Source organism: Streptomyces sp. NPDC093065 (genome assembly GCF_044754585.1).
In the GTDB taxonomy this organism is placed as follows: domain Bacteria; phylum Actinomycetota; class Actinomycetes; order Streptomycetales; family Streptomycetaceae; genus Streptomyces.
On sequence record NZ_JBIVPJ010000006.1, the window covers coordinates 110,040 to 130,823 of the forward strand.

14 protein-coding genes and 1 pseudogene are annotated in these 20,784 nt (G+C 72.2%); 1 reads left to right on the forward strand and 14 read right to left on the reverse strand.

All coding sequences use genetic code 11. The features are described from left to right. The first annotated feature begins 6 nt into the window (after window positions 1-6). Window positions 7-1,386 carry an OFA family MFS transporter gene (locus ACIQFU_RS13020; RefSeq protein ID WP_402551053.1) on the forward strand — a complete coding sequence of 460 codons (1,380 nt, stop codon included), beginning with the start codon at window positions 7-9 and terminating at the stop codon, window positions 1,384-1,386. A 79-nt stretch (window positions 1,387-1,465) separates the two neighbouring features. Here ACIQFU_RS13020 and ACIQFU_RS13025 read toward each other — a convergent pair whose 3' ends face one another. From ACIQFU_RS13025 to ACIQFU_RS13090, 14 genes and pseudogenes are all read right to left on the reverse strand, one after another. Continuing rightward, window positions 1,466-2,686: a sugar phosphate isomerase/epimerase family protein gene (locus ACIQFU_RS13025; RefSeq protein ID WP_402551055.1), complete on the reverse strand. Its 1,221-nt coding sequence runs from the start codon at window positions 2,684-2,686 to the stop codon at window positions 1,466-1,468. Window positions 2,687-2,800: 114 nt separating this feature from the next. Next, the gene (locus ACIQFU_RS13030; protein ID WP_402551057.1) at window positions 2,801-4,198 is read right to left on the reverse strand and encodes a nucleotide pyrophosphatase/phosphodiesterase family protein; all 1,398 of its coding nucleotides are present in this window, start codon (window positions 4,196-4,198) and stop codon (window positions 2,801-2,803) included. Continuing rightward, window positions 4,195-5,370: a metabolite traffic protein EboE gene (gene eboE / locus ACIQFU_RS13035; RefSeq protein ID WP_402551058.1), complete on the reverse strand. Its 1,176-nt coding sequence runs from the start codon at window positions 5,368-5,370 to the stop codon at window positions 4,195-4,197. The genes ACIQFU_RS13030 and eboE overlap by 4 nt, the downstream gene beginning before the upstream one ends. A 3-nt stretch (window positions 5,371-5,373) precedes the next feature. Continuing rightward, the gene (locus ACIQFU_RS13040) at window positions 5,374-6,222 is read right to left on the reverse strand and encodes a TatD family hydrolase (protein ID WP_402551059.1); all 849 of its coding nucleotides are present in this window, start codon (window positions 6,220-6,222) and stop codon (window positions 5,374-5,376) included. Continuing rightward, window positions 6,222-6,965, reverse strand: a complete 744-nt coding sequence (locus tag ACIQFU_RS13045) for an EboA domain-containing protein (protein WP_402551061.1) — start codon at window positions 6,963-6,965, stop codon at window positions 6,222-6,224. Before ACIQFU_RS13045 ends, ACIQFU_RS13040 begins: the two co-directional genes overlap by 1 nt. A 13-nt stretch (window positions 6,966-6,978) precedes the next feature. After that, window positions 6,979-7,887 (reverse strand): annotated as a pseudogene (locus tag ACIQFU_RS13050) (sugar phosphate isomerase/epimerase family protein); the annotation flags it as partial. 419 nt (window positions 7,888-8,306) lie between these two features. After that, entirely contained in the window at window positions 8,307-9,398 is a 1,092-nt protein-coding gene (locus tag ACIQFU_RS13055) for an SCO3242 family prenyltransferase (RefSeq protein ID WP_402551062.1), read from the reverse strand. Further along, entirely contained in the window at window positions 9,395-10,579 is a 1,185-nt protein-coding gene (locus ACIQFU_RS13060; protein ID WP_402551063.1) for an inositol-3-phosphate synthase, read from the reverse strand. The genes ACIQFU_RS13055 and ACIQFU_RS13060 overlap by 4 nt, the downstream gene beginning before the upstream one ends. A 167-nt stretch (window positions 10,580-10,746) precedes the next feature. Next, window positions 10,747-14,463, reverse strand: a complete 3,717-nt coding sequence (locus tag ACIQFU_RS13065) for a ThuA domain-containing protein (RefSeq protein ID WP_402551065.1) — start codon at window positions 14,461-14,463, stop codon at window positions 10,747-10,749. A 266-nt stretch (window positions 14,464-14,729) separates the two neighbouring features. Then, a complete protein-coding gene (locus ACIQFU_RS13070; protein ID WP_402551067.1) occupies window positions 14,730-15,728 on the reverse strand; it encodes a sugar phosphate isomerase/epimerase family protein in 999 nt (332 codons plus the stop codon). 16 nt (window positions 15,729-15,744) lie between these two features. Beyond that, window positions 15,745-17,037 carry a Gfo/Idh/MocA family protein gene (locus tag ACIQFU_RS13075; protein WP_402551069.1) on the reverse strand — a complete coding sequence of 431 codons (1,293 nt, stop codon included), beginning with the start codon at window positions 17,035-17,037 and terminating at the stop codon, window positions 15,745-15,747. 88 nt (window positions 17,038-17,125) lie between these two features. Continuing rightward, complete coding sequence (locus tag ACIQFU_RS13080; RefSeq protein ID WP_402551071.1) at window positions 17,126-18,169, reverse strand: substrate-binding domain-containing protein; 1,044 nt, start codon at window positions 18,167-18,169, stop codon at window positions 17,126-17,128. Between the two features lie 17 nt (window positions 18,170-18,186). Continuing rightward, entirely contained in the window at window positions 18,187-19,206 is a 1,020-nt protein-coding gene (locus ACIQFU_RS13085; RefSeq protein WP_402551073.1) for an ABC transporter permease, read from the reverse strand. Continuing rightward, on the reverse strand, window positions 19,203-20,720 hold the full coding sequence (locus ACIQFU_RS13090) for a sugar ABC transporter ATP-binding protein (protein ID WP_402551074.1): 1,518 nt from the start codon (window positions 20,718-20,720) through the stop codon (window positions 19,203-19,205). Before ACIQFU_RS13090 ends, ACIQFU_RS13085 begins: the two co-directional genes overlap by 4 nt. Window positions 20,721-20,784 lie beyond the last annotated feature (64 nt).

The window sequence follows — 20,784 nt, forward strand, 5'->3', positions numbered from 1 at the left end:
AACGACATGACAACCACCGATGTCACACGGGTCGCCGCCTACCGGGAGGTGACCGACAGGAACGGGCGCGTCTACCGCGTGGGCGAGTCCGACATCGACATCATGGGGCGCAAACGCAAGTGGATGGTGATCCTGCCCTGGGTCGGCATGATGGGCATCTCCTCCGCGGAGTACGCGTTCGCGTCCGCCGAGGACACGCTGCACGAGGCCCACCACTGGTCCAGCGGCAGCATCTACTGGATGATGACCGCCTGGGTGTTCTGCCAGGCCGCGGTCGCCTTTCCGGCGGGGCGGCTGCGTGAGAGCGGCAAGCTGCCGGCGCGCTGGGCGATGATGCTGGGGTCGGCCGGCACGCTGCTGGGCTATCTGTCGCTGGCGTTCGCGCCGCATGTCTCACTCGCCTTCATCGGCTTCGGCGTGTTCAGCGGTATGGGCGCGGGCATGGTGTACGCGACGTGCGTCAACATGGTCGGCAAGTGGTACCCGGAGCGCCGGGGCGGGAAGACCGGCTTCGTAAACGGCGGTTTCGCCTACGGCTCGGTGCCGTTCGTCTTCATCTTCCACGGCTACATGGACACCTCCAACTTCCGCTGGGTGCTCATCTCCGCCGGTCTCCTCCTCGCCGCGATGGTGGCGATCGCCGGCTTCTACTTCCGCGACCCGCCGAAGAACTGGTGGCCGGCGGCCGTGGACCCGCTGAACCCGCCGGACGACCCGAGGGCCCGGCGTTCGCTGGAGAAGAACCCGCCGGCCGTCAAGCAGTACTCCCCGATGGAGGCCTGGAGGACCGGTCGGGTGGCGCTGATGTGGTTCTGTCTCGCCTGCACCTCCGGTGTGAACATCTTCGGCATCGCCTTCCAGGTCGACATCGGCGAGGAGGCGGGCTTCGCGGCCGGGATCGTGGCCGCCGCGATGTCGCTGAAGGCGATCGTCAACGGCACCGGCCGCGGCGTCATCGGCTGGCTCTCCGACCTCTACGGCCGCAAGCAGTGCCTGCTCTACGTGTGCGCGATCCTGGGCCTCGCCCAGTTCGGCATCATCTGGTCGGCCGAGATCAAGAACCTGCCGTTGTTCCTGATCTTCTCCGCCGTCTCCGGCTTCGGCGGCGGTGCCATCTTCCCGATGTTCGCCGCGCTGACGGCGGACTACTTCGGCGAGAACAACAACGCCACCAACTACGGGATGGTCTACAGCTCCAAGCTCGTCTCCGGTCTCGGCGCGGGCATGGGTTCCGTGGTCGTCGGCGTCTGGGGCTACAACGGCGCCTTCAGCCTGGCGGGCAGCATCTCGATCTTCGCCGGGTTCGTGGCGCTGTTCCTGCACCCGCCGGGACGTTCGAAGGACAAGCGCATCACGCCCAACCCCCAGCCGCTCGGGGAGGGGTGATCACCCGAGCCTTCCTCCGCACGGACCGGGCGGCCCCTCCCGCAGCACTTGGGAGGGGCCGCCCGGTCCGTGCTCAGGGTCAGTGGCGCCGCTTGCGCAGGGCGGCCAGGTTGTCGTAGCTGATCTTGGCCTCCCGCAGTGACTGCGCGGGGTCGGTGGCGCTCGGGGAGTTGTCGTCCTCGATCATCGGGTGGTGGTAGTCGCGCTGCCCCACCCGGGAGAAGAACGTCGTGTAGTCGATGACGCCCGTCCCGAAGGGCACCATGTCGTAGCCCTGGCCGTTGGTGGTGTCGACGACGCCGTCCTTGGCGTGGAAGAGCGGGTAGCGCCGGTTGTACCGGACGACCAGCCCGGCCGGGTCGAAGACGTTCTTCCTGGTGCTGCCGTCGTGGGCGGTGTACTCGTGGAACTTGTACTGCGCGACGTGCGCCCAGAAGATGTCCATCTCCAGCCAGACGACCCGCGGGTCGGTGACCTTGAGGAAGTACTCCAGCTTCCGGATGCCCGAGCTGCGGGTCGGCCGGCCCTGGTCGTCGAGCGGCCCGCCGTCGAGCAGGAAGCCGTAGGCGCCGTCGTGGTTGTGGGTGTAGAGCTTGATGCCCTCCCGGTGGGCGATCGCACCGAGGGCGTTCCACTTGTCGGCGGCCACGTCCCAGTCGGCGCGATAGGAGCTGCCGGTGGGGTCGCCGCCGGTGCCCATGTGGTCCATGCCGAGGATGTTGGCGATCTCCAGGTGCTTCTTGAAGGTGTCCTTGTCCTCCTTGGTCAGCGGCCAGGAGGACGGGATGAAGCCGTGGTTGCCCTGGGCGCGCAGGCCGTAGTCGTCGAGCCAGGAGCGGAGCAGCCTGGCGCCCTTGACGGACTCCAGGCTCGCGCCGCCCGGCGCGTTGGCGTGCTGGTTGTATCCGGCGAACTCGACCTGGCGGTAGCCGTGGCGGGCCAGTTGCCTGAAGACCTCGCGAAAGCCCGAGGGCAGGTCGGAGGCGAGGGGGTCGCGGGCGGTGGCGTCACGGACGGTGTAGAGGATGATGCCGCGCTTGTCCGCCGGGACGAGGATCTGCCCGTGGTCGTGGCCGTGCCCATGGCCGTGACCGTGGTCGTGGTCTCTGTCCCGGCCGTGGGCGAGGGCCGGGGAGGCGCCGAAGACGGGGGCCGCGACGGCGCCGGCCGCCACGGCGGTGCAGGTGCTGAGGAAGCGGCGCCGGCTCACGCCGAGGGTGCGGCGCAGGCTCTCGCCGGGTCCGTCGGCGGCCGGGTCGGTGCCGGCGTCGGTGCGGGAGGGGTCGGTGAACGGGGTCACGGTGCCTGCCTTCTGGGTCGTGGCCTGCGCCGATGCGGCTCGGGCGGGCCGTTGTCAGTGCCGTGTGTTTCACTCTCAGTAGTCGGATTTCGGCGGGCGTACGAGGATGGTGCGTCAGCCGAGTCCGGCCAGCCGGAGCAGGAGTTGTTTCACGTCGGTGGCCGCGACGCGGTCTCCGACAGCGCGGGGGGTGGAGCAGATGAGGAGCGGACCGTCGTCGTCGCTCGCGGGCAGGCGGCCGTGGCTGCCTCGAATAGGTGAGGGGTCCAGGGGCACGACCGCCATGCGGTAGCGCATGCCGAGCTTCTTGCGGGCCAGGGCGCCGGCCGCCTTGACCTTGACGTAGGGATCCAGCGGGTCCATGAACAGCTCGACCGGGTCGTAGCCGGGTTTGCGGTGGATCTCGACGAGCTGCGCGAAGTCGGGCGCGCGGTCGTCGTCGAGCCAGTAGTAGTACGTGAACCAGGCGTCCGGCTCCGCCACGGCGACCAGCTCGCCAGCGCGGGGGTGGTCGAGGTGCTGGGCCTTCTTGCCCTCGTCGTCGAGGAGTTCGGCGATTCCGGGCAGCCCGTCCAGGGCGGCACGGGTCGCGTCGAGGTCTTCGGGGCGCCGGACGTACACGTGGGCGATCTGGTGGTCGGCGACCGCGAAGGCGCGTGAGGCCATCGGGTCGAGGTATTCCATGCCGTCCTGGGTGTGCACCTCGAGGAGTCCGGCGCGGCGCAGGGCGCGGTTGATGTCCACGGGCCGGCTGACGGGGGTGATGCCGTACTCGGAGAGCGCGACGACGGTGCGGCCCTCGGCCCGGGCGTCGTCGAGCAGCGGGGCCAGGGCGGCGTCCAGGTCGGCGGCGGCCTTCAGGGAGCGCGGGTCGTCGGGACCGAAGCGCTGCAGGTCGTAGTCGAGGTGAGGGAGGTAGCAGAGCGTCAGGTCGGGATGGCGGGTGGCCGTGATGTGCCGGGTGGCGTCGATGATCCACTGGCTGGAGACCAGGTCCGCGCCGGGTCCCCAGAAGTGGAAGAGGGGGAAGGTGCCGAGCTTGTCGGTGAGTTCGTCGTGCAGGGCCGGGGGCCTGGTGTAGCAGTCGGGTTCCTTGCGGCCGTCGGCGTAGTAGACGGGACGGGGGGTGACGGTGATGTCGGTGTCGGCGCCCATCGCGTACCACCAGCAGATGTTGGCGACGGTGTAGCCGGGGTGCGCGCGGCGGGCGGCGTCCCAGAGTTTGTCGCCCGCGACGAGTCCGTTGTGCTGGCGCCACAGGAGGACGTCGCCGAGTTCGCGGAAGTACCAGCCGTTGCCGACGATGCCGTGCTCGGCAGGGTGGGTGCCGGTGAGGAAGGTGGACTGGGCGGCGCAGGTGACGGCGGGCAGGACGGTGCCCAGCGGCGCGCGGGAGCCGGACTGGCCGAGCCGCTTGAGGTGGGGCATGTGGTCCAGGAGACGGGGGGTGAGGCCGACGACGTCCAGGACGAGGAGCGGGGTCGGCCTGCCGGTAGGAGTGGGTGCGGTCATGGCAGTTCCTTCAGGCCGAGGTCGGTCAGCAGGTCGCGGGCGAGGGTCAGCTCGGCGGCGATGCCGTCGGTGAGCTGGGCACGGCCGCGGGGCCGCAGCTCGGGCGGGAGGGCCTGCCAGGTGTAGGTCTCCACCTCCAGGTGCCGGGTGAGGGGGTGCGGGCCGCCGACGAGCCGGGTCAGCGCGGCCTTGAGTACGGGAAGGGTGGAGGTGAGGGGTGCGGCGGGGGCCGCGTGCAGGGGGACGTGGAAGTGGGCGCGCCAGGGCGCGGTGGCGGGCAGCGGGCCGCCGTCCGCGAGGGCCTCGTCGAGGTCGTCGGTGCCCTGCCGGCCGCCGGAGGGGGTGGTGGTGCGGGTCTGGTGCAGGAAACGCGGCTCGGCGAACGCGGCCAGGGCCTCACGGACCGCGGGGTCGGCGGGGTGTTCGGCGTGCAGGGCGGCCGACAGCTGGGACTTGACCACCCGCACACCGGCGGCGGTGAGGGCGTCCAGGGCGGTGTCCGGGTCTTCGAAGGAGGTGGCGAGATGGCAGGTGTCGACGCAGATGCCGATGCGTTCGTGGCCGATCGCGGTCAGTGGGGCGAGGGCGTCGTGGGTGGTCTCCACGACGCAGCCGGGTTCGGGTTCCAGGCCGATGCGGATGGAGCGGCCGGTCAGTTCGTGGAGGGCGTCGAGGCGTTCGGCGAGGGTGACCAGAGCCGTACGGGCCTTGTCGGCGCGGGTCTCGTCGTAGGCGGTGCGCCAGGCCAGCGGCAGCGTGGAGATGCTGCCGTCGGTGACGTCGTCGGGCAGCAGTCCGGCGAGGAGACGGGCCAGGGAGGTGGTGTGGTCGAGGCGTTCGGGGTCGGCCCAGTCCGGCTTGTAGACGCGGTACTTGACCTCTTCGGCGCCGAAGCCTTCGTAGGGGAACCCGTTGAGGGTGACGACCTCCAGGCCGCGCCGGTCGAGTTCGGTGCGCAGGCCGCGCAGGGCGGCGGGGTCGGTGACCAGGGCGTGGGCCGCGTCGCGCGCGAGCCACAGCCCGATGCCGAGCCGGTCGCGGCCCAGGCGTTTGCGGACCGGTTCGCAGTGGTCACGGAGCTGGGCGAGGACGCCGTCCAGGGTCTCGGCGGGGTGGACGTTGGTGCAGTAGGCGAGGTGGACGGTGGAGCCGTCGGGGTGCCGGAAGCGCATGGCTCACTCCCCGCCGCGCAGGATGGAGTTGCCCTCGTGCGTGGCCTCGCCCGAGGTCACGTCGAGTTCCAGGCGTCCGCTGAGCCCGTAGAAGGCGACAGGGTTGCGCCACAGCACCCGGTCCACGTCCTCCTCGGTGAAGCCCTCCGCCAGCATCAGGTCACCCACCTTGCGGGTCTTGAGCGGGTCGCTGCGGCCCCAGTCGGCAGCCGAGTTCACCAGGACCTGGTCGGGGCCGTACTCGCGCAGCAGGGCGACCATCCGGGCCTCGTCCATCTTGGTGTCCGGATAGACCGAGAAGCCCAGCCAGGCGCCGGAGTCCTTGGCCTCCTTGACGGTGGTCTCGTTGAGGTGGTCGACCAGCACCCGCTCGGTGGGCAGGGCGGACTCGCGCACCGCGTCCAGGGTGCGGCGCAGACCGGCGAGCTTGTCGCGGTGCGGGGTGTGCACCAGGGCCGGCAGACCGTGGTCCGCGGCCAGCTGGAGCTGGGTGGCCAGGGCGGTGTCCTCGGCCGGCGTCATCGAGTCGTAGCCGATCTCGCCGACGGCCACCACGCGGTCCTTGACGAGGTAGCGGGGCAGTTCGTCGAGGACGGGCAGGCAGCGGGGGTCGTTGGCCTCCTTGGGGTTCAGGGCGATCGTGCAGTGGTGGGCGATGCCGTACTGCGCGGCACGGAAGGGCTCCCAGCCCAGCAGGGCGTCGAAGTAGTCGCGGAAGGAGTCGGGAGAGGTGCGGGGCTGGCCCAGCCAGAAGGAGGGTTCGACGACGGCGCGGACGCCGGCCGCGTGCATGGCCTCGTAGTCATCGGTGGTCCGGGAGGTCATGTGGATGTGGGGGTCGAAGATGCGCATCAGGACTCCTTGCCGTGGGGGTCGGCCGTGCCGGGCGCGGGGTGCCCGGACTCGGTCAGGGCCAGGACGCGGTGCAGGTCTTCGGGGACGGTGCGGTCCGCGGCGGTGCGTTCGGCGGCGTAGTCGGCGAGCATCCGGGCGAGTTCGTCGTCGCCCCGGGCGCGACGGGCGAGGTCCGCCACGCCGGCCACGGGGACGCCGGTGAACAGGCACTTCAGTACGGCGTGCCGCCACTGGTGCGGGTCGAGGTGCCGGGCGGCGTAGGGGCCGAGGGCGGCGGCGACGAGCCGGGTGTCGTTGGTGCGCAGGGCGTCCTCGACGAGCGGCAGGGCGTCCGGCCCCGGCACGAGGTGGGGCAGGGCGTGGAGGACGGCGCGGCGTTCGTCGGCGGTGCCCTGGGTGTAGACGCGGCTCAGGGCGTCCGTGTCGGCCCGGGCGGCGTGCAGGACGAGGACGCGGGCGGCGTCGGCGTGGGCGGGCCCGCAGCGGCGGCCGGCCTCGGCGAGGCGCAGTTCCCACACCGAGATGGGGCCGTGGGTGCCGGGGTGGGCGGCGGCCTCGTCGAGGGCCTGGTCCAGCCAGGCGCGGGCGGCTCCGCCGAGGCGGGCGGTGAGGGCTGCGCGCAGTTCGGCGGGCGGGACGTGGGCGGGGGTGGTGCCCTGGTCCTGTCCGGCGTGCCCGGAGGGGGCGCCGGCCGCGTCGTGGGTGTCGGGGGTGACGTGGCCGGCGTGTGGCTGCGTCATGGTGTGGCTCCCTTCAGTGGGTGGCGGAGGGCTCGCCCGAGCGGCTGGTGCGGGGTGGCGACGCCGGTGCGGCGCGGCGCAGGAACGGGAGGGAGCGTTCGGCATGGTGGGGGCCCGCGTGGGAGTGGCGGGGCAGTTCGACGACGGTCAGGCCCTGGTAGCCGGTGGCGGCGAGGGCCTCGAGGACGGGCGGGAAGTCGATCTCGCCGTCACCGAAGGGGAGGTGTTCGTGGACGCCGCGGCGCATGTCCTCGATCTGCACGTGGCGCAGCCAGGGGGCGGCGGCGCGCACGCAGTCGGCGGGAGGGAGCGGTTCGAGGCACTGGCAGTGGCCGATGTCCAGGGTGAGTCCGAGGAGTTCGGGGTCGCCGAGGGTACGGCGCAGGGTGTGGAAGCCGGCGAGGGTGGAGAGCAGGTGCCCCGGTTCCGGCTCCACCGCGAGGGGGACGCCCGCGGTGGCGGCGGCGTCCAGGACCGGGGCGAGGGACTCGGCCAGCCGCTTCCACGCGGTGTCCTCGTCCGTGCCCGCCGGGGTGACGCCGCTGAAGCAGTGCACGGCGTGGGCACCGAGGTCGGCGGCGACGTCGACGGCACGGACGAGGAGGCCGGTGCGGCGGGCACGGTCCTCCGGGTCCGGGTCGAGCAGGGAGGGGCCGTGCTTGCGGCGCGGGTCGAGCACGTAGCGGGCGCCCGTCTCCACGGTGACGCCCAGACCGAGCTGGTCCAGCCGTGCGGCGACCCGGCGGGTGCGGGCGGCGAGGTCGTCGGCGAGCGGATCCAGGTGCATGTGGTCGAGGGTCAGTCCGACGCCGTCGTACCCCAGGTCGGCGAGGAGGGCGAGGGCGTCGTCGAGACGGAGGTCGGCGAGGCCGTTGGTGCCGTAGCCGAAACGGAGCGGGGCCGCGGCGACGCCGCCCCCGGCCCAACCCGGCCCGTGACCAGGCCCCCGGCCCGGCCCGCGGCTCGGCTCCCGGCCCGGACCGGGCCCCGGCCCCTGGCCCGACCCGTGCCCCGGGCCCTGCTCCTGCCCGTGGCTCGGCTCCCGGTCCTCCCCCTGGCCCGAGCCGTGCCCCGTCCTCCGGCCCGACCCGTCGTGCGGCTTCCGGTCCGGCCCCCGGCCCGGCCCGTGGCTCGGCTCCCCGTCCTCCCCCTGGCCCGGCCCCTGCCCCGTCCTCCGGCCCGACCCGTCGTGCGGCTCCCGGTCCGGCCCCCGGCCCGACCCGTGGTCCGTCCTCCCGTTCGACCCGTGGCCCGGACGCCGGCCCGGACCGAACTCCGGCCCCTGGCCCGGCCCGTGCCCCGGGCCCTGCCCCTGCTCCTGCCCGTTGTTCAGCTCCCGGCTCACGTGATGCTCACCTTCCTCATGGCGGTCCGTTGTGCGAACCAGCGGCCGGCCGGGGCGAGGGCCGCGACCAGGAGGGACGTGGGTCCGGCGCCGGAGCGGGCGGCGAGTGCGGCCTGGAGGGGGATCGTGGCCCGGATGCCGCCGCCCACGGCGCGTTGGGTGAGCGGGGGTGAGGGGTTGAGCGCGGCGTGGAAGTAGGGGCGGGCGGCCGTCACGGCGTAGACGGCGCTCAGCCCGGCCCTGAGGGCGTCGGTGACACCTGGTGCCGGGGTGGAGCCCGACAGGCCGGGGGCGGCTGCTGCCCGCCGGCCTGCCGGGAGTCGGGTGCGTCGGCGGGCGACCAGACCGGTCAGCGCCCCCGTTGTCGCGAGGGCGGCCAGCGGTGCCAGGACCGACCCGCCGGTGGTCTCCCGGCGGGAGACGGCCGTGACCGCGAGGGTGTGGCTGCCGATCAGCGCGGCCGAGGGCAGCGCGGCCCGGGTGCCGCCCCCGGTGGCGACCGCGCCCAGGAGCAGGTCGAGGCCGCGGGCCGCCGCCATGGCCGCGGGACCGGCCGGCGTGTGCTTCAGGGCGAGGTCGTAGGCCCAGACGGTGGCCGCCAGCGGTGCGGCGACCGCGAGGGCGGAGCGTCCCGCACCGGCCGCCAGCGCCAGCCCGGCGCCGGTCAGGGCACCGGCCGCCGTGAGGGCGGCGGCGGGGCGGATGCGGCCGGACGGGAGGGGGCGGTGCGGGCGTTCCACGGCGTCCTCCGCGCGGTCGGCCCAGTCGTTGAGGGCCATGCCGGCCTCGTACAGGCACAGGGAGGAGCCGATGGCGAGCAGCGTGCGGGGTCCCGGGCGTGCTCCGGCCGCCGCCGCGCCGGCCAGGGCGTCGCCGGGAACGGTGAACAGGGCGGGCAGACGCAGCAGTTCGGCCCAGGCCCCGGCGCCGCCGTCCGCGCGGGGGGCAAGGGTTGCCGAGGTGCGGGGTGCGTGCGTCTCCGGGCTGCCGGGGGCCGCGGCGGGGGGCCGGGAGGCGGAGGTGTGCACCCGTGCCGCTCGGGGCTCGCGTGCGGACCGGTCCTGCGGCGTGGCGGCGGCGCGGTTCATCGCCCCGCCCCGTGCTCGACGGCGGCGGCGTCCCCGCCCCCCGCGTTGCTCGCGTCGCCCGCCAGTCGTCCGGCGAAGCGTTTCAGCTCCTCGTACTGCCCGGCCAGGGACGACGGGCCGTCTCCCACCGGGTCCTTGAAGAAGAAGCCCAGTTCGCCGAGGGGGCCGGACAGGCCCCGCTCGTGGGCGCGGGCGACCAGGCGGGCCAGGTCGAGGACGAGGGGCGCGGCGAGGGAGGAGTCGCAGCCCTGCCAGGTGGTCTGGAGGATCATGCGGGCGCCGAGGAAGCCGTCGAAGGCGATGTGGTCCCACGCGGTCTTCCAGTCCCCGAGGGCGGGCACGTCGTCGATGTGGACCTCGCCCTCGACGGGAGCACCGAGGGTGTCGGCCAGCACGCGCTCCTTGCCGGCGTTCTTCGCCGCGGCGGCGGCCGGATCGGCCAGCGCGGCGCCGTCGCCGCCGCCCAGCAGGTTCGTGCCCGACCAGGCCCGCACCGCCAGCGCCCGCTGCGCGAACATCGGGCCCAGCACGGAACGCAGCAGGGTCTGCCCGGTCTTGCCGTCGCGGCCCGCGTGCGGCAGGCCGCTCGCCTCGGCCGGTGCGGCCAGCGCCGGGTGGTGCAGGCCGGTGGAGGGCGTGAAGTTGACGTACGGGCAGCCGGCGCGCAGGGCGGCGGCGGCGTAGAGGGAGCTGGCGGGCAGGGTTCCCCCGCTGGGCGCCGGCTCGGTGGAGGCCACGTTCACGACCACCGTCCGCTCCACCCCGGAGCGGCGCGCGAAGCCGGTGATGTCCGCGGCGAACGCGGCGATCAGCTCCTCGTCGTCCCGGGTGTCGCCGGGCAGCGGCCCTCCGGGGCGTATCTCGCGGTCGGCCGCGGCCAGTTCCGCGCCCACGGCCGAGGGCAGTCCGTGCGGCAGCACACCGCCCGCGGCCAGGGCCTCCGCCCGCTTGGGCAGGGGGCAGTCCACGGTGTCGTGACCGCCGAAGACGAGGGAGGGAAGTGCGGGCAGTCCCGCGCCGGCGAAGTCGGGGGTCTCGGCGACCATGCCGGTCGGGGCGTGCAGCCCCGCGGTCACGGCGGCGCAGCCCGCCACCACCGTGGTGGCGACGGAACCGCGGGCTCCGATCAGCCAGACACCGGTACGGGAGCCGTGGGAGGAAGCAGAGGGGGACGCGGACATGGGCAGCCTCCTTGTCGAGCGCGTCGAGCACACACGAGCGGTGGTACGGCCGGGGGTTCCGTTCGGGGTGACGGCGGGCGGAGGTCCGGCGTCCTCCGCCCGCCGCCGTTCCGGTCGCCCCCGAGGGCGAGCCCCTGGAAGGGGTCACCCCTCGGGGGCGGTTCGCCCTAGGAGGGCAGTTCCTTGAGCTGGATGTTGCGGAAGGAGACCTGGTCGTCGGCACCGTGGTTCTGCAGGCCGATGTAGCCGTCGGTCAGGCTCCGCTCGGGGTCCTTGTTGGTGAAGTCGTTGATCTTGACTCCGTTGAGGAACACCTGGAGGCGTTCGCCCCGGACCTTGATCTCGTAGGAGTTCCACTGGCCGGGCGGCCGCAGAACCTGGTCACGGGCCTTGATGTTCGCCGCCTTGAACGTGTAGATCGCACCCGTGGTGCGGTCCACGGCGTCCGTGGCGTCGATCTGGACCTCGTAGCCCTTGTTCACGGCGGACCAGGGGTCGTCGGAGGCCGGGAAGCCCACGAAGACACCGGAGTTGTCGTCGCCCCGCATCTTCCAGTCGAGCTTGAGGGAGTACGACTTCAGCTCCTTGGCCTGGTACCAGAGCAGGCCCATGCCGCCCTCGGACTCCAGGACGCCGTCCTTGACGTTGAACTTGCCGGGGCCGGCCTGCTTCCAGCCTTCCAGGGTCTGGCCGTTGAAGATGTCCCGGTAGCCCTTGTTCGGCTTGCAGTCCGCCTTGACCTGGCCGGTGGCGTACTGCAGGCCGCCGAGCAGGTGGCCGCGGAAGGCCTCGTCCGCGTAGGACTCCTTGGTGTGACCGAGGCCGGTGTAGAAGGAGCGGCCGCCCTCGTAGGTCTGGCACCAGGCGATCGGGTGGTCGCCCTTCATGGTGCCGCCGTCGTAGGTGGTCTCGTCGAGGGTGGCGAGGACCTTGGCCTGCTCGCGCGGGTTGGTGCGGTAGTTGTACAGCTCGTCGGTGCGCTCCCAGACGTCGTCCAGGTGCGCGGTGGCCGGGTGGTCGTGGTCCTCGACGCGGACGGTGGCCTTCTGAATGGCCGGGTGCGAGTCGAAGTAGGCGCCGACGAGGCCGCCGTAGAACTCCCAGTCGTACTCGGTGTCGGCGGCGGCGTGGACGCCCATGTAGCCGCCGCCGTTCTTGACGTAGTTCTCGAACGCCTTCTGTTGGTCGGCGTTGAGGACGTCACCGGTGGTCGACAGGAACGCCACCGCGTCGTACTTGGCGAGGTTGGCCGTGGTGAACTGGCCCGCTTCCTCGGTCGCGGTGACGGAGATACCGGCCGGGGCGCCCAGCTCCTTCAGGGCGGCGATGCCCTCCGGGATGGAGTCGTGGCGGAAGCCCGCGGTCTTGGAGAAGACCAGGACCTTCTTGCCGGCCTTGAACGGCTCCGTGGAGAACTCGAAGTCGTCGATGTCGAACAGCGCGCCCTCGCCGCCCTTGAAGACCAGGTAGATGTCCGTGGTCTTCTTGGGCAGGGCCCGCAGCGGCACGTCGACGTCCTGGAAGGTCTCCCAGCTGCCGGTCGGCGGGATGTACGCCGAGCCGTGCAGCGTGCCGGTGGGCGAGCCGGTGCGCAGTTCGACGTAGCCGCCGGCGCCGCCGGAGGAGGCCCGGACGGTCAGCTTCTTCTGTCCGTCGAACCTGTAGGGGCTGAAGGAGATCCAGTCGCCGTCGTTGATGTCGCCGACGGTCTTGCCGCCGTTGGCGCCGGTCTTGTCGATCGGCGACACGCCCTGCTGGGTGGTGAAGTGCTCGGCCTGGCGGTGCGGGGGCTGGATCACGGTGCGGGCGGTGCCGGTCAGGGCCTCCTGGCCGTTGGCCCCGCCGTCGGTGTAGCTGGCGCCTACCACGCCGTAGATGTCGGCGTTGGGGTCGTGGCCGCCGTCGCCCGGCGGCGGGTTGAGGGTGCCCTCACAGCCCGTCTCGCTGGTCAGCTCGTGGGCGTGGGAGTCGTGGCCGAGGCTGTAGGCGACCTTGACCTTCGAGCAGTCGATCGTCTCCTCGGGGTCGGTGACCTTCACCTTGAACGGGATGGGCTGCCCCATGGGGAGCAGGGTGCCGTTGCCGGGGGTCTCGATGGTCACCTTGGGCTCGGTGTTGCCGACCACGATCCGGACGCTGGCGTTGCCGGTGTTGCCCTCGGGGTCGGTGGCGGTGAAGGTCGCGGTGTAGGTGCCGGCCTTCTTGTACTTGTGGGTGGGGGTCAGGCCCTCGCCCTTGGTGCCGTCGCCGAAGTCCCAGCCGTAGGTGAGGTCGGGCGAGTCGGCGTCCTCGGCGGTGGCGGTGAACTTCACCTTCAGGCCCGCCGCGCCGGAGGTCTTGTCGGCGCTCGCCCCGACGATCGGCGTGAAGCCGTCCGCGGCGTTCTCGATCCGGTACAGCGCGGAGTTCTCGTCGCCCTGGAACCAGGACAGGCCGTAGTCCAGGACGTAGAGCGCGCCGTCGGGGCCGAACTCCATGTCCATGATCTGGGTGCCGGTCCACGTGAAGTCGTTGATCTTCTCGACCGCCCCGTCCTCGGTCTGCTCGATCCGCTTGATCCACTGACGGCCGAACTCGCCGGCGAAGAAGTCGCCGTCGTACTCCTCGGGGAACTTCACCTTGGAGTCGAGGTCGGCGTCGTAGCGGTAGACCGGGCCGCCCATCGGGGACTCGGAGCCGCTGCCGAACTCGGGCACGGAGTCGTCGTCGTAGGGGATCCACGCGGCCTGCGCGGGCGGCAGGTCGGTGAGGCCGGTGTTGTGCGGGGAGGTGTTCTTCGGAGCGGCGCAGTCGAAGGTCTCGCCGGAGGTGCCGGTGGCGAAGTCGTAGTCGACGTACGGGTCGTTGTCGCCGGTGCAGAAGGGCCAGCCGAAGTTGGCGGCCTTGGTGACCTTGGCGAACTCGACCTGTCCGGCCGGACCGCGCTTCGGGTCGGCGGCGCCCGCGTCGGGGCCGTAGTCGCCGACGTAGACCGTGCCGGTCTTCTTGTCGACACTGATCCGGAACGGGTTGCGGAAGCCCATGGCGTAGATCTCGGGCCGGGTCTTCTCGGTGCCGGGCTCGAAGAGGTTGCCCTCCGGGACGGTGTACGAGCCGTCCTCGGCGACCTTGATGCGCAGGATCTTGCCGCGCAGGTCGTTGGTGTTGCCGGCGCTGCGGCGGGCGTCGAAGGCCGGGTTGCGGTCGGGGCGTTCGTCGATCGGCGTGTAGCCGTCGGAGGCGAACGGGTTGGAGTCGTCGCCGGTGGAGAGGTAGAGGTTGCCCTCGGCGTCGAAGGCGATGTCGCCGCCGACGTGGCAGCAGGTGCCGCGGGAGGCCGCGACGTCCAGGACCTTCTTCTCGCTGGCCATGTCCAGCGTGCCGTTGGCGTTCAGGACGAAGCGGGAGAGGCGGTTGACGCCGTCGAACTTCTTGAAGTCCTCGGCGGTGCCGTTCTCCGGGGCGTCGCCCGCGGGGGTGTCGAGCGGCGGGGCGTAGTAGAGGTAGATCGCCCGGTTGTTCTCGAAGTCCGGGTCGATGCCGACGCCCTGCAGGCCCTCCTCGTCGTGGTTGTAGACGGGGATCCGGCCGGCGACCTTGGTGACGCCGCCCTCGTCGGTCAGGCGCAGTGTGCCGTCGCGGGCGGTGTGCAGGACGCTGCGGTCCGGGAGCACGGCGAGCGACATCGGCTCGCCCATCTCGGGCTCGCCCTTGGCGAGCGGTACCTGCTGGAACTGCCCCTCGACGGCGGCCGGCGCCTCGTCGTGCTCCGGGTGGCCGGGGTGGGCGCCTGCGACGGTCGCCGGGGTGCCCACGGCCAGCAGCAGGCCGGTGAACAGGGCGAGAGTGGTGCGAAGCCTGGGGCGCCTCGCGGTGCCGGTGCCTTTGAGTCTGGTTCTGTGCACGAAGTCCCTCCGGGAACGGGGGTGGGCCGTACTGGGATGGGTGCGGAGACGTGCGATGCGGGCGCCGGGGTGCGCCGTCACCCCGGAGGTGTGGGTGTCCTGAACACTTCAGGGACGGTAACCGCGTTCTTCCGGGGCGAACACCCCTTGGACCGTGACTGGTTGAACTTTTTCCCAACTCAGGACAAAGCAGGATTCGGGCAGCCCGGACCGGGCACCGGCGTCGCGGCCGGTCCCCGGTCCTGACCTGCGGTCGGGCGTGCGGATCAGCTGTTGAAGGCGGCGTCGAAGGACGCGGTGGGCGGCTCGAAGTCGAAGGCCTTCAGCCGGGTGAGGGCCTCGGGTGCGCCCTGCAGCCGGTCCATGCCGGCGTCCTCCCACTCGACGGAGACGGGTCCCTGGTAGTCGATGGAGCGCAGCATGCGGAAGACGTCCTCCCAGGGGACGTCGCCGTGCCCGGCCGACACGAAGTCCCAGCCGCGCCGCGGGTCGCCCCACGGCAGGTGGGAGCCGAGCCGCCCGTTGCGGCCGTCGAGGCGCTTGCGGGCCTCCTTGCAGTCGACGTGGTAGATCCGGTCGCGGAAGTCCCACAGGAAGCCGACGGGGTCGAGGTCCTGCCACACGAAGTGCGAGGGGTCGAAGTTGAGACCGAAGGCCTCCCGGTGGCCGACCGCCTCCAGCGCGCGCTGGGTGGTCCAGTAGTCGTAGGCGATCTCGCTGGGGTGCACCTCGTGCGCGAACCGCACGCCCTCGGTGTCGAAGACGTCGAGGATCGGGTTCCACCGGTCCGCGAAGTCCTGGTAGCCGCGCTCGATCATCGACTCCGGCGCCGGGGGGAACATGGCGACCAGGTGCCAGATCGCGGAGCCGGTGAAGCCGATGACGGTGTCGACGCCGAAGCGGGCGGCGGCCCGTGCGGTGTCCTTGATCTCGGCCGCGGCGCGTCGGCGTACGCCCTCGGCGTCGCCGTCGCCCCAGATGCGGGCGGGCAGGATGGCCTCGTGGCGTTCGTCGATGATGGCGTCGCAGACGGCCTGGCCGACCAGGTGGTTGGAGATGGCCCAGCACTTGAGGCCGTACTTGTCGAGCAGCTGGTGCCGGGAGTCCACGTAGGAGGGGTCGGCGAGGGCCTTGTCGACCTCGAAGTGGTCGCCCCAGCAGGCGAGTTCCAGGCCGTCGTAGCCGAAGTCGCGGGCGAGGCGGCAGACCTCCTCCAGCGGCAGGTCCGCCCACTGTCCGGTGAAGAGCGTGAAGTTGCGTGGCATGTCGCGGCCGGCCTCCTCAGGGGGTGATCGGGGTGTAGACGGAGTTCTTCTCGGCGCTCTCCTCCACGGCGGCGAGCACGCGCTGCACCTGCAGTCCGTCGAGGAAGGAGGGGTCGGGCCCGCGGCCCTCGGCGACGGCGTGGACGAGGTCGCGCGCCTGGTGCACGAAGGTGTGCTCGTAGCCGAGCCCGTGGCCCGGCGGCCACCAGGCGTCCAGGTAGGGGTGCTCGGGTTCGGTGACGAGGATGCGGCGGAAGCCGGCGTGCTCCCCCGGTTCCGTGCCGTCGTGGTACTCGAGCTCGTTGAGCCGTTCCAGGTCGAAGGCGAGCGATCCGCGCTCCCCGTTGAGCTCGATACGCAGGGCGTTCTTGCGGCCGGTGGCGTACCGGGTCGCCTCGAAGGAGACCAGGGCGCCGGAGGTGAGGCGGCCGGTGAACACCGCGGCGTCGTCCACGGTCACCTGGCCCGTCACGCCGTCCGCCGAGCCCGCGGACAGGCCCCGGGGGGCGCCGGCGGGCAGCGGGCGTTCCCGTACGAAGGTCTCGGTGAGGGCGGAGACGCCCGCGATCCTCTCCCCCGTCAGGTACTGGGCGAGGTCGACGATGTGGGCGCCCAGGTCGCCCAGCGCCCCCGATCCGGCCAGCTCCTTGCGCAGCCGCCAGGTGAGCGGGGCCTTCGGGTCGACCAGCCAGTCCTGGAGGTAGGTCACCCGCAGGTGCCGCAGGCGGCCGACGCGGCCCTCGGCGACCATCCGCCGGGCCAGTGCGGTGGCCGGTACGCGGCGGTAGTTGAACCCGACCATCGCCAGCTGTCCGCGTGCCCCGGCCTCCTCGGCCGCGCGGGTCATCGCCTGCGCCTCCTCGACGGTGTTGGCCAGCGGCTTCTCGCACAGGACGTGCTTTCCGGCGGCGAGCGCGGCCAGGGCGATCTCGGCGTGGCTGTCGCCGGGGGTGCAGATGTCGACGAGGTCGATGTCGTCCCGTTCGACCAGGGCCCGCCAGTCGGTCTCGGTGCTCGCCCAGCCGTGCCGCCCGGCCGCCAGGCGGAGGGCGTCGGCGTCCCGCCCGCAGATCGCGGCCATGACCGGGTTCAGCGGCAGGTCGAAGACCCGGCCCGCGGTGCGCCAGCCCTGGGAGTGGGCGGCACCCATGAAGGCGTAGCCGACCATGCCCACGCGCAGGGGTGGTCGGCTCGCGGACGCCCCCGTCGCCGCCCCGGCCCCGGCGCCGGTCCCGGTGTCGGTCCCGGTGTCGGTCCCGGCGGCTGCCTCCTCGGCGCCGGCCCCCTCGGGCTGCTGCGGCTGTCCCATGCGGATGTCCTCCTCGTCGTGGTGGCGCGGTGCGGGGTGGGCCCCGCCCCGGCGGCGGCTGGTCGGGCCGCTGCCGGGGCGGCGGCCCTCACTTGAAGCCCGTGGACATGTACTGGTCGACGTTCTCCTTGTCGACGACGGCCGAGTAGCAGGTGACGGTCGAGGGGATCTCGAACTCGGCGAGGCCGCCGATGCCCTTGCCCTGCCCGAGGGCGCGGGCCAGGTCGATCGCGGAGGCGGCCATGGTCGGCGGGTACAGCACCGTGGCCTTCAGGACGCCGCTGTCCGCCTTGATGGCCTGGAAGGCGGAGAGCGCGCCCGCGCCGCCGACCATGAGGAAGTCGTCGCGGCCGGCCTGCTCGATGGCGCGCAGGGCGCCCACGCCCTGGTCGTCGTCGTGGTTCCACAGGGCGTCGAAGTCCGACTGGGCCTGGAGCAGCTGGGCCATCTTGGACTGGCCGGACTCGACGGTGAACTCGGCGGCCTGCCGGGCCACCTTCTTGATGTTCGGGTAGTTCTTCAGGCCGTCGTCGAAGCCCTTGGTGCGCTGCTGGGTCAGTTCCAGGTTGTCGATGCCGGCCAGCTCGATGACCTTGGCGTCCGACTTGTCCTTGAGCTTCTCGCCGATGTAGTGGGCGGCGTTGAGCCCCATGCCGTAGTTGTCTCCTCCGACCCAGCAGCGGTAGGCCTGGGGGCTGTTGAAGATCCGGTCGAGGTTGATGACGGGGATGCCCGCCCGCATCGCCTTCAGGCCGATCTGGGTGAGGGCCTTGCCGTCGGCCGGCAGGATGACCAGGACGTCGACCTTCTTGTTGATGAGGGTCTCGATCTGCCCGATCTGCTGCGCGGTGTCGTTGGAGCCCTCGGTGATCTCCATGGTGATCTCGGAGTACTTCTCGGCGCGCTTCTTGGCCTGGTCGTTGACGGCGTTGAGCCAGCCGTGGTCGGCCTGCGGACCGGCGTAGCCGATGGTGACGGGCTTGCCGGGCTTGTCGTCGGCGGCCGGCTGGGTGTCCGCTGCGGCCTTGTCGCCGTCGTCGGGGTCGTTGCTGGTACACCCCGTGAGGACGGCACCGGCGGACACGGCGGCGGCCCCGAAGAGCAGCCCTCTGCGACTCGTGAGCTTCGTCATGACGGTGAACCCTTTCCTCAATGCGTGCTTGCGGTACGGCGCTGGACCAGCACGGCGGCGACGATGATCGCGCCCTTGGCGATCTGCTGCACGTCGGTCTGCAGGTTGTTCAGGGCGAAGATGTTGGTGATGGTGGTGAAGATCAGGACGCCGAGCACGGAGCCGACGATGTGGCCGCGGCCGCCGGTCAGCAGGGTGCCGCCGATGATCGCGGCGGCGATGGCGTCGAGCTCGTAGAGGTTGCCGTTGGTGTTCTGGCCGGAGCCGGCGAGGGACACCAGCAGGAAGGCGGCTATGCCGCAGCACAGCCCGGACAGCAGGTAGAGGTAGAGGCGCTGGCGGCGGACGTCGATGCCGGCCAGCCGGGCGGCCTCGGCGTTGCCGCCGACGGCGACGGTGCGGCGGCCGAAGGTGGTCCGGTTGAGCACCAGCCAGCCGATGACGGTGACGGCCGCGAAGACCATGACCAGCGGCGGTATGCCGAGGACGTACCAGTCGCGCTCGGCGAGCCTGAGGACGCCCGGAACGGTGACGACCTGGGTGCGGCCGTCGGTGATCTGCAGGGCGAGGCCGCGCGCCGAGGCCAGCATGGCGAGGGTGGCGATGAACGGGACCATCTGGCCGAAGGCGATGAGCACACCGTTGACCAGTCCGCAGCCCACTCCCACCACGATCGCGGTGAAGAGGATGCCGACGAACCCGTACTCCTGCGTGGCGACCGTGGTCGCCCACACCGAGGCGAGGGCGACGATGGCGCCGACGGACAGGTCGATGCCGCCGGAGACGATGACGAAGGTCATGCCGACGGTGACGACACCGATCACGGACGCCTGGGTGAGCACCAGCTGGAGGTTGCGGGTGTCCAGGAACGCGTCGGGCTGGGTGATGCCGCCGATGAGGACCAGGACGGCCAGCACACCGAGCAGGGTGAGGGTGCGGACGTCGGCGCGGCCCAACCGGACCCGCCAGGCGGGCGGCCCTTCCACCGGTGCCGCCTTGTCGGTGCCGCCCCGTGGCGGGGACACGTGCTGCGTCATGACGCCGGGCTTCCTTCCATCACGAGGTCGAGTACGCGGTGTTCGTCGAGTTCGCGGGCGGGGGCCTCGTGCACGACGTGGCCCTCGCGCAGCACCAGTACGCGGTCGGCGAGGCCCAGCACCTCGGGCACCTCGCTGGAGACCAGCAGCACGGCGAGGCCCTCGTCGGCGAGGCGCCGGATGACGGCGTACAGCTCCGCGCGGGCGCCGACGTCGACGCCGCGGGTGGGTTCGTCGAGCAGCAGGACCCGGCAGCCGCGCAGCAGCCAGCGGGCGAGAACCGCCTTCTGCTGGTTGCCGCCGGAGAGGGTGCGCACGGGCACGGACGGGTTGTCGGGCCGCAGCGACAGCTCGCGGGTGGCCTCGCGGGCCGCGCCGAGTTCGGCGCCGCGGTCGATCCAGCCGCCGCGCGAGAAGCGGGACATGGCGGAGACCGACACGTTGCGGGTGACGGACTCCAGCATCAGCAGGGCCTGGGCCTTGCGTTCCTCGGGGGCGAGCCCCAGTCCGGCGCGTACCGCGGCGCGCACGCTGCCGGGCCTGAGCGGGCGTCCGTCGACGAGGACCCGGCCGGTGCTCGCCTTGCGTGCCCCGTAGACCGTCTCCAGGATCTCGGAGCGGCCGGAGCCGACGAGCCCCGCGAGGCCGACGATCTCACCGGGTCGCACTTCGAGGTCGAGCGGCGCGAACTCGCCGTCGCGGGACAGCTCTTCGACCTTCAGTACGGGTTCGGCGGCGGGCGGGCCGGTGGGCCGCTCGGGGAAGACGTACTCGACGTTGCGCCCCGTCATCAGCGCCACCACCTCGCGGGTCGGCGTCGACTCGGCGGGCAGCCCGCCGGCGACGGCCCGGCCGTCCTTGAGGACGGTGACCCGGTCGCCGATGCGGCGGATCTCCTCCAGACGGTGCGAGATGTAGACGACGGCGACTCCGGCGGCGGTGAGGTCGGCGACGATGCGGAAAAGGTTGTCGACCTCGTCCGGGTCGAGCGCGGCGGACGGCTCGTCCATCACGATCAGCCGTACGTCGTGCGAGAGCGCCCGCGCCATGGACACGATCTGCTGCTGGGCCGCCGACAGGTCCCCCACCAGCCGGCCCGGGTCCACCTCGGGATGCCCGAGCCGCTTGAGGAGCGCGGCCGTCGACGCCTTGGCCGCCCTCCCCCGTACGACGAAGCCGGCGGCGGTCGGTTCGTGGCCGAGGTGGACGTTCTCGGCGACCGACAGGTGCTCGACCAGGTCGAGTTCCTGGTAGATGGTGGCGATGCCCAGTCGCATGGCGGCGATGGGCGAGCGCAGGGTGACCTCCTCGCCGCGCCAGCGGATGGTGCCGGTGTCGGGCTGGTGGGCGCCGGCCAGCACCTTGATGAGGGTGGACTTCCCGGCGCCGTTCTGGCCGAGGAGGCAGTGCACCTCACCGGCCTGGACGTCGAGGTCGACGCCGTCCAGGGCCCGGACTCCGGGGAACGACTTGGTGATGCCGGACATGCTGAGCAGCGGTGGTTCTGGTGCCATGTGAGGTCCCCTCGGCGGGCTTGCGGGCCGGTGTCAGGGCAGAGCAGAGCAGGGCGTGGCGAAG

Coding starts and splice junctions, on each gene's coding strand:
- ACIQFU_RS13020 (WP_402551053.1), top strand. CDS start 7: ATGACAACCACCGATGTCACACGGGTCGCCGCCTACCGGGAGGTGACC.
- ACIQFU_RS13030 (WP_402551057.1), bottom strand. CDS start 4,198: ATGACCGCACCCACTCCTACCGGCAGGCCGACCCCGCTCCTCGTCCTG.
- eboE (WP_402551058.1), bottom strand. CDS start 5,370: ATGCGCTTCCGGCACCCCGACGGCTCCACCGTCCACCTCGCCTACTGC.
- ACIQFU_RS13040 (WP_402551059.1), bottom strand. CDS start 6,222: ATGCGCATCTTCGACCCCCACATCCACATGACCTCCCGGACCACCGAT.
- ACIQFU_RS13045 (WP_402551061.1), bottom strand. CDS start 6,965: ATGACGCAGCCACACGCCGGCCACGTCACCCCCGACACCCACGACGCG.
- ACIQFU_RS13055 (WP_402551062.1), bottom strand. CDS start 9,398: ATGAACCGCGCCGCCGCCACGCCGCAGGACCGGTCCGCACGCGAGCCC.
- ACIQFU_RS13060 (WP_402551063.1), bottom strand. CDS start 10,579: ATGTCCGCGTCCCCCTCTGCTTCCTCCCACGGCTCCCGTACCGGTGTC.
- ACIQFU_RS13070 (WP_402551067.1), bottom strand. CDS start 15,728: ATGCCACGCAACTTCACGCTCTTCACCGGACAGTGGGCGGACCTGCCG.
- ACIQFU_RS13075 (WP_402551069.1), bottom strand. CDS start 17,037: ATGGGACAGCCGCAGCAGCCCGAGGGGGCCGGCGCCGAGGAGGCAGCC.
- ACIQFU_RS13080 (WP_402551071.1), bottom strand. CDS start 18,169: ATGACGAAGCTCACGAGTCGCAGAGGGCTGCTCTTCGGGGCCGCCGCC.
- ACIQFU_RS13085 (WP_402551073.1), bottom strand. CDS start 19,206: ATGACGCAGCACGTGTCCCCGCCACGGGGCGGCACCGACAAGGCGGCA.
- ACIQFU_RS13090 (WP_402551074.1), bottom strand. CDS start 20,720: ATGGCACCAGAACCACCGCTGCTCAGCATGTCCGGCATCACCAAGTCG.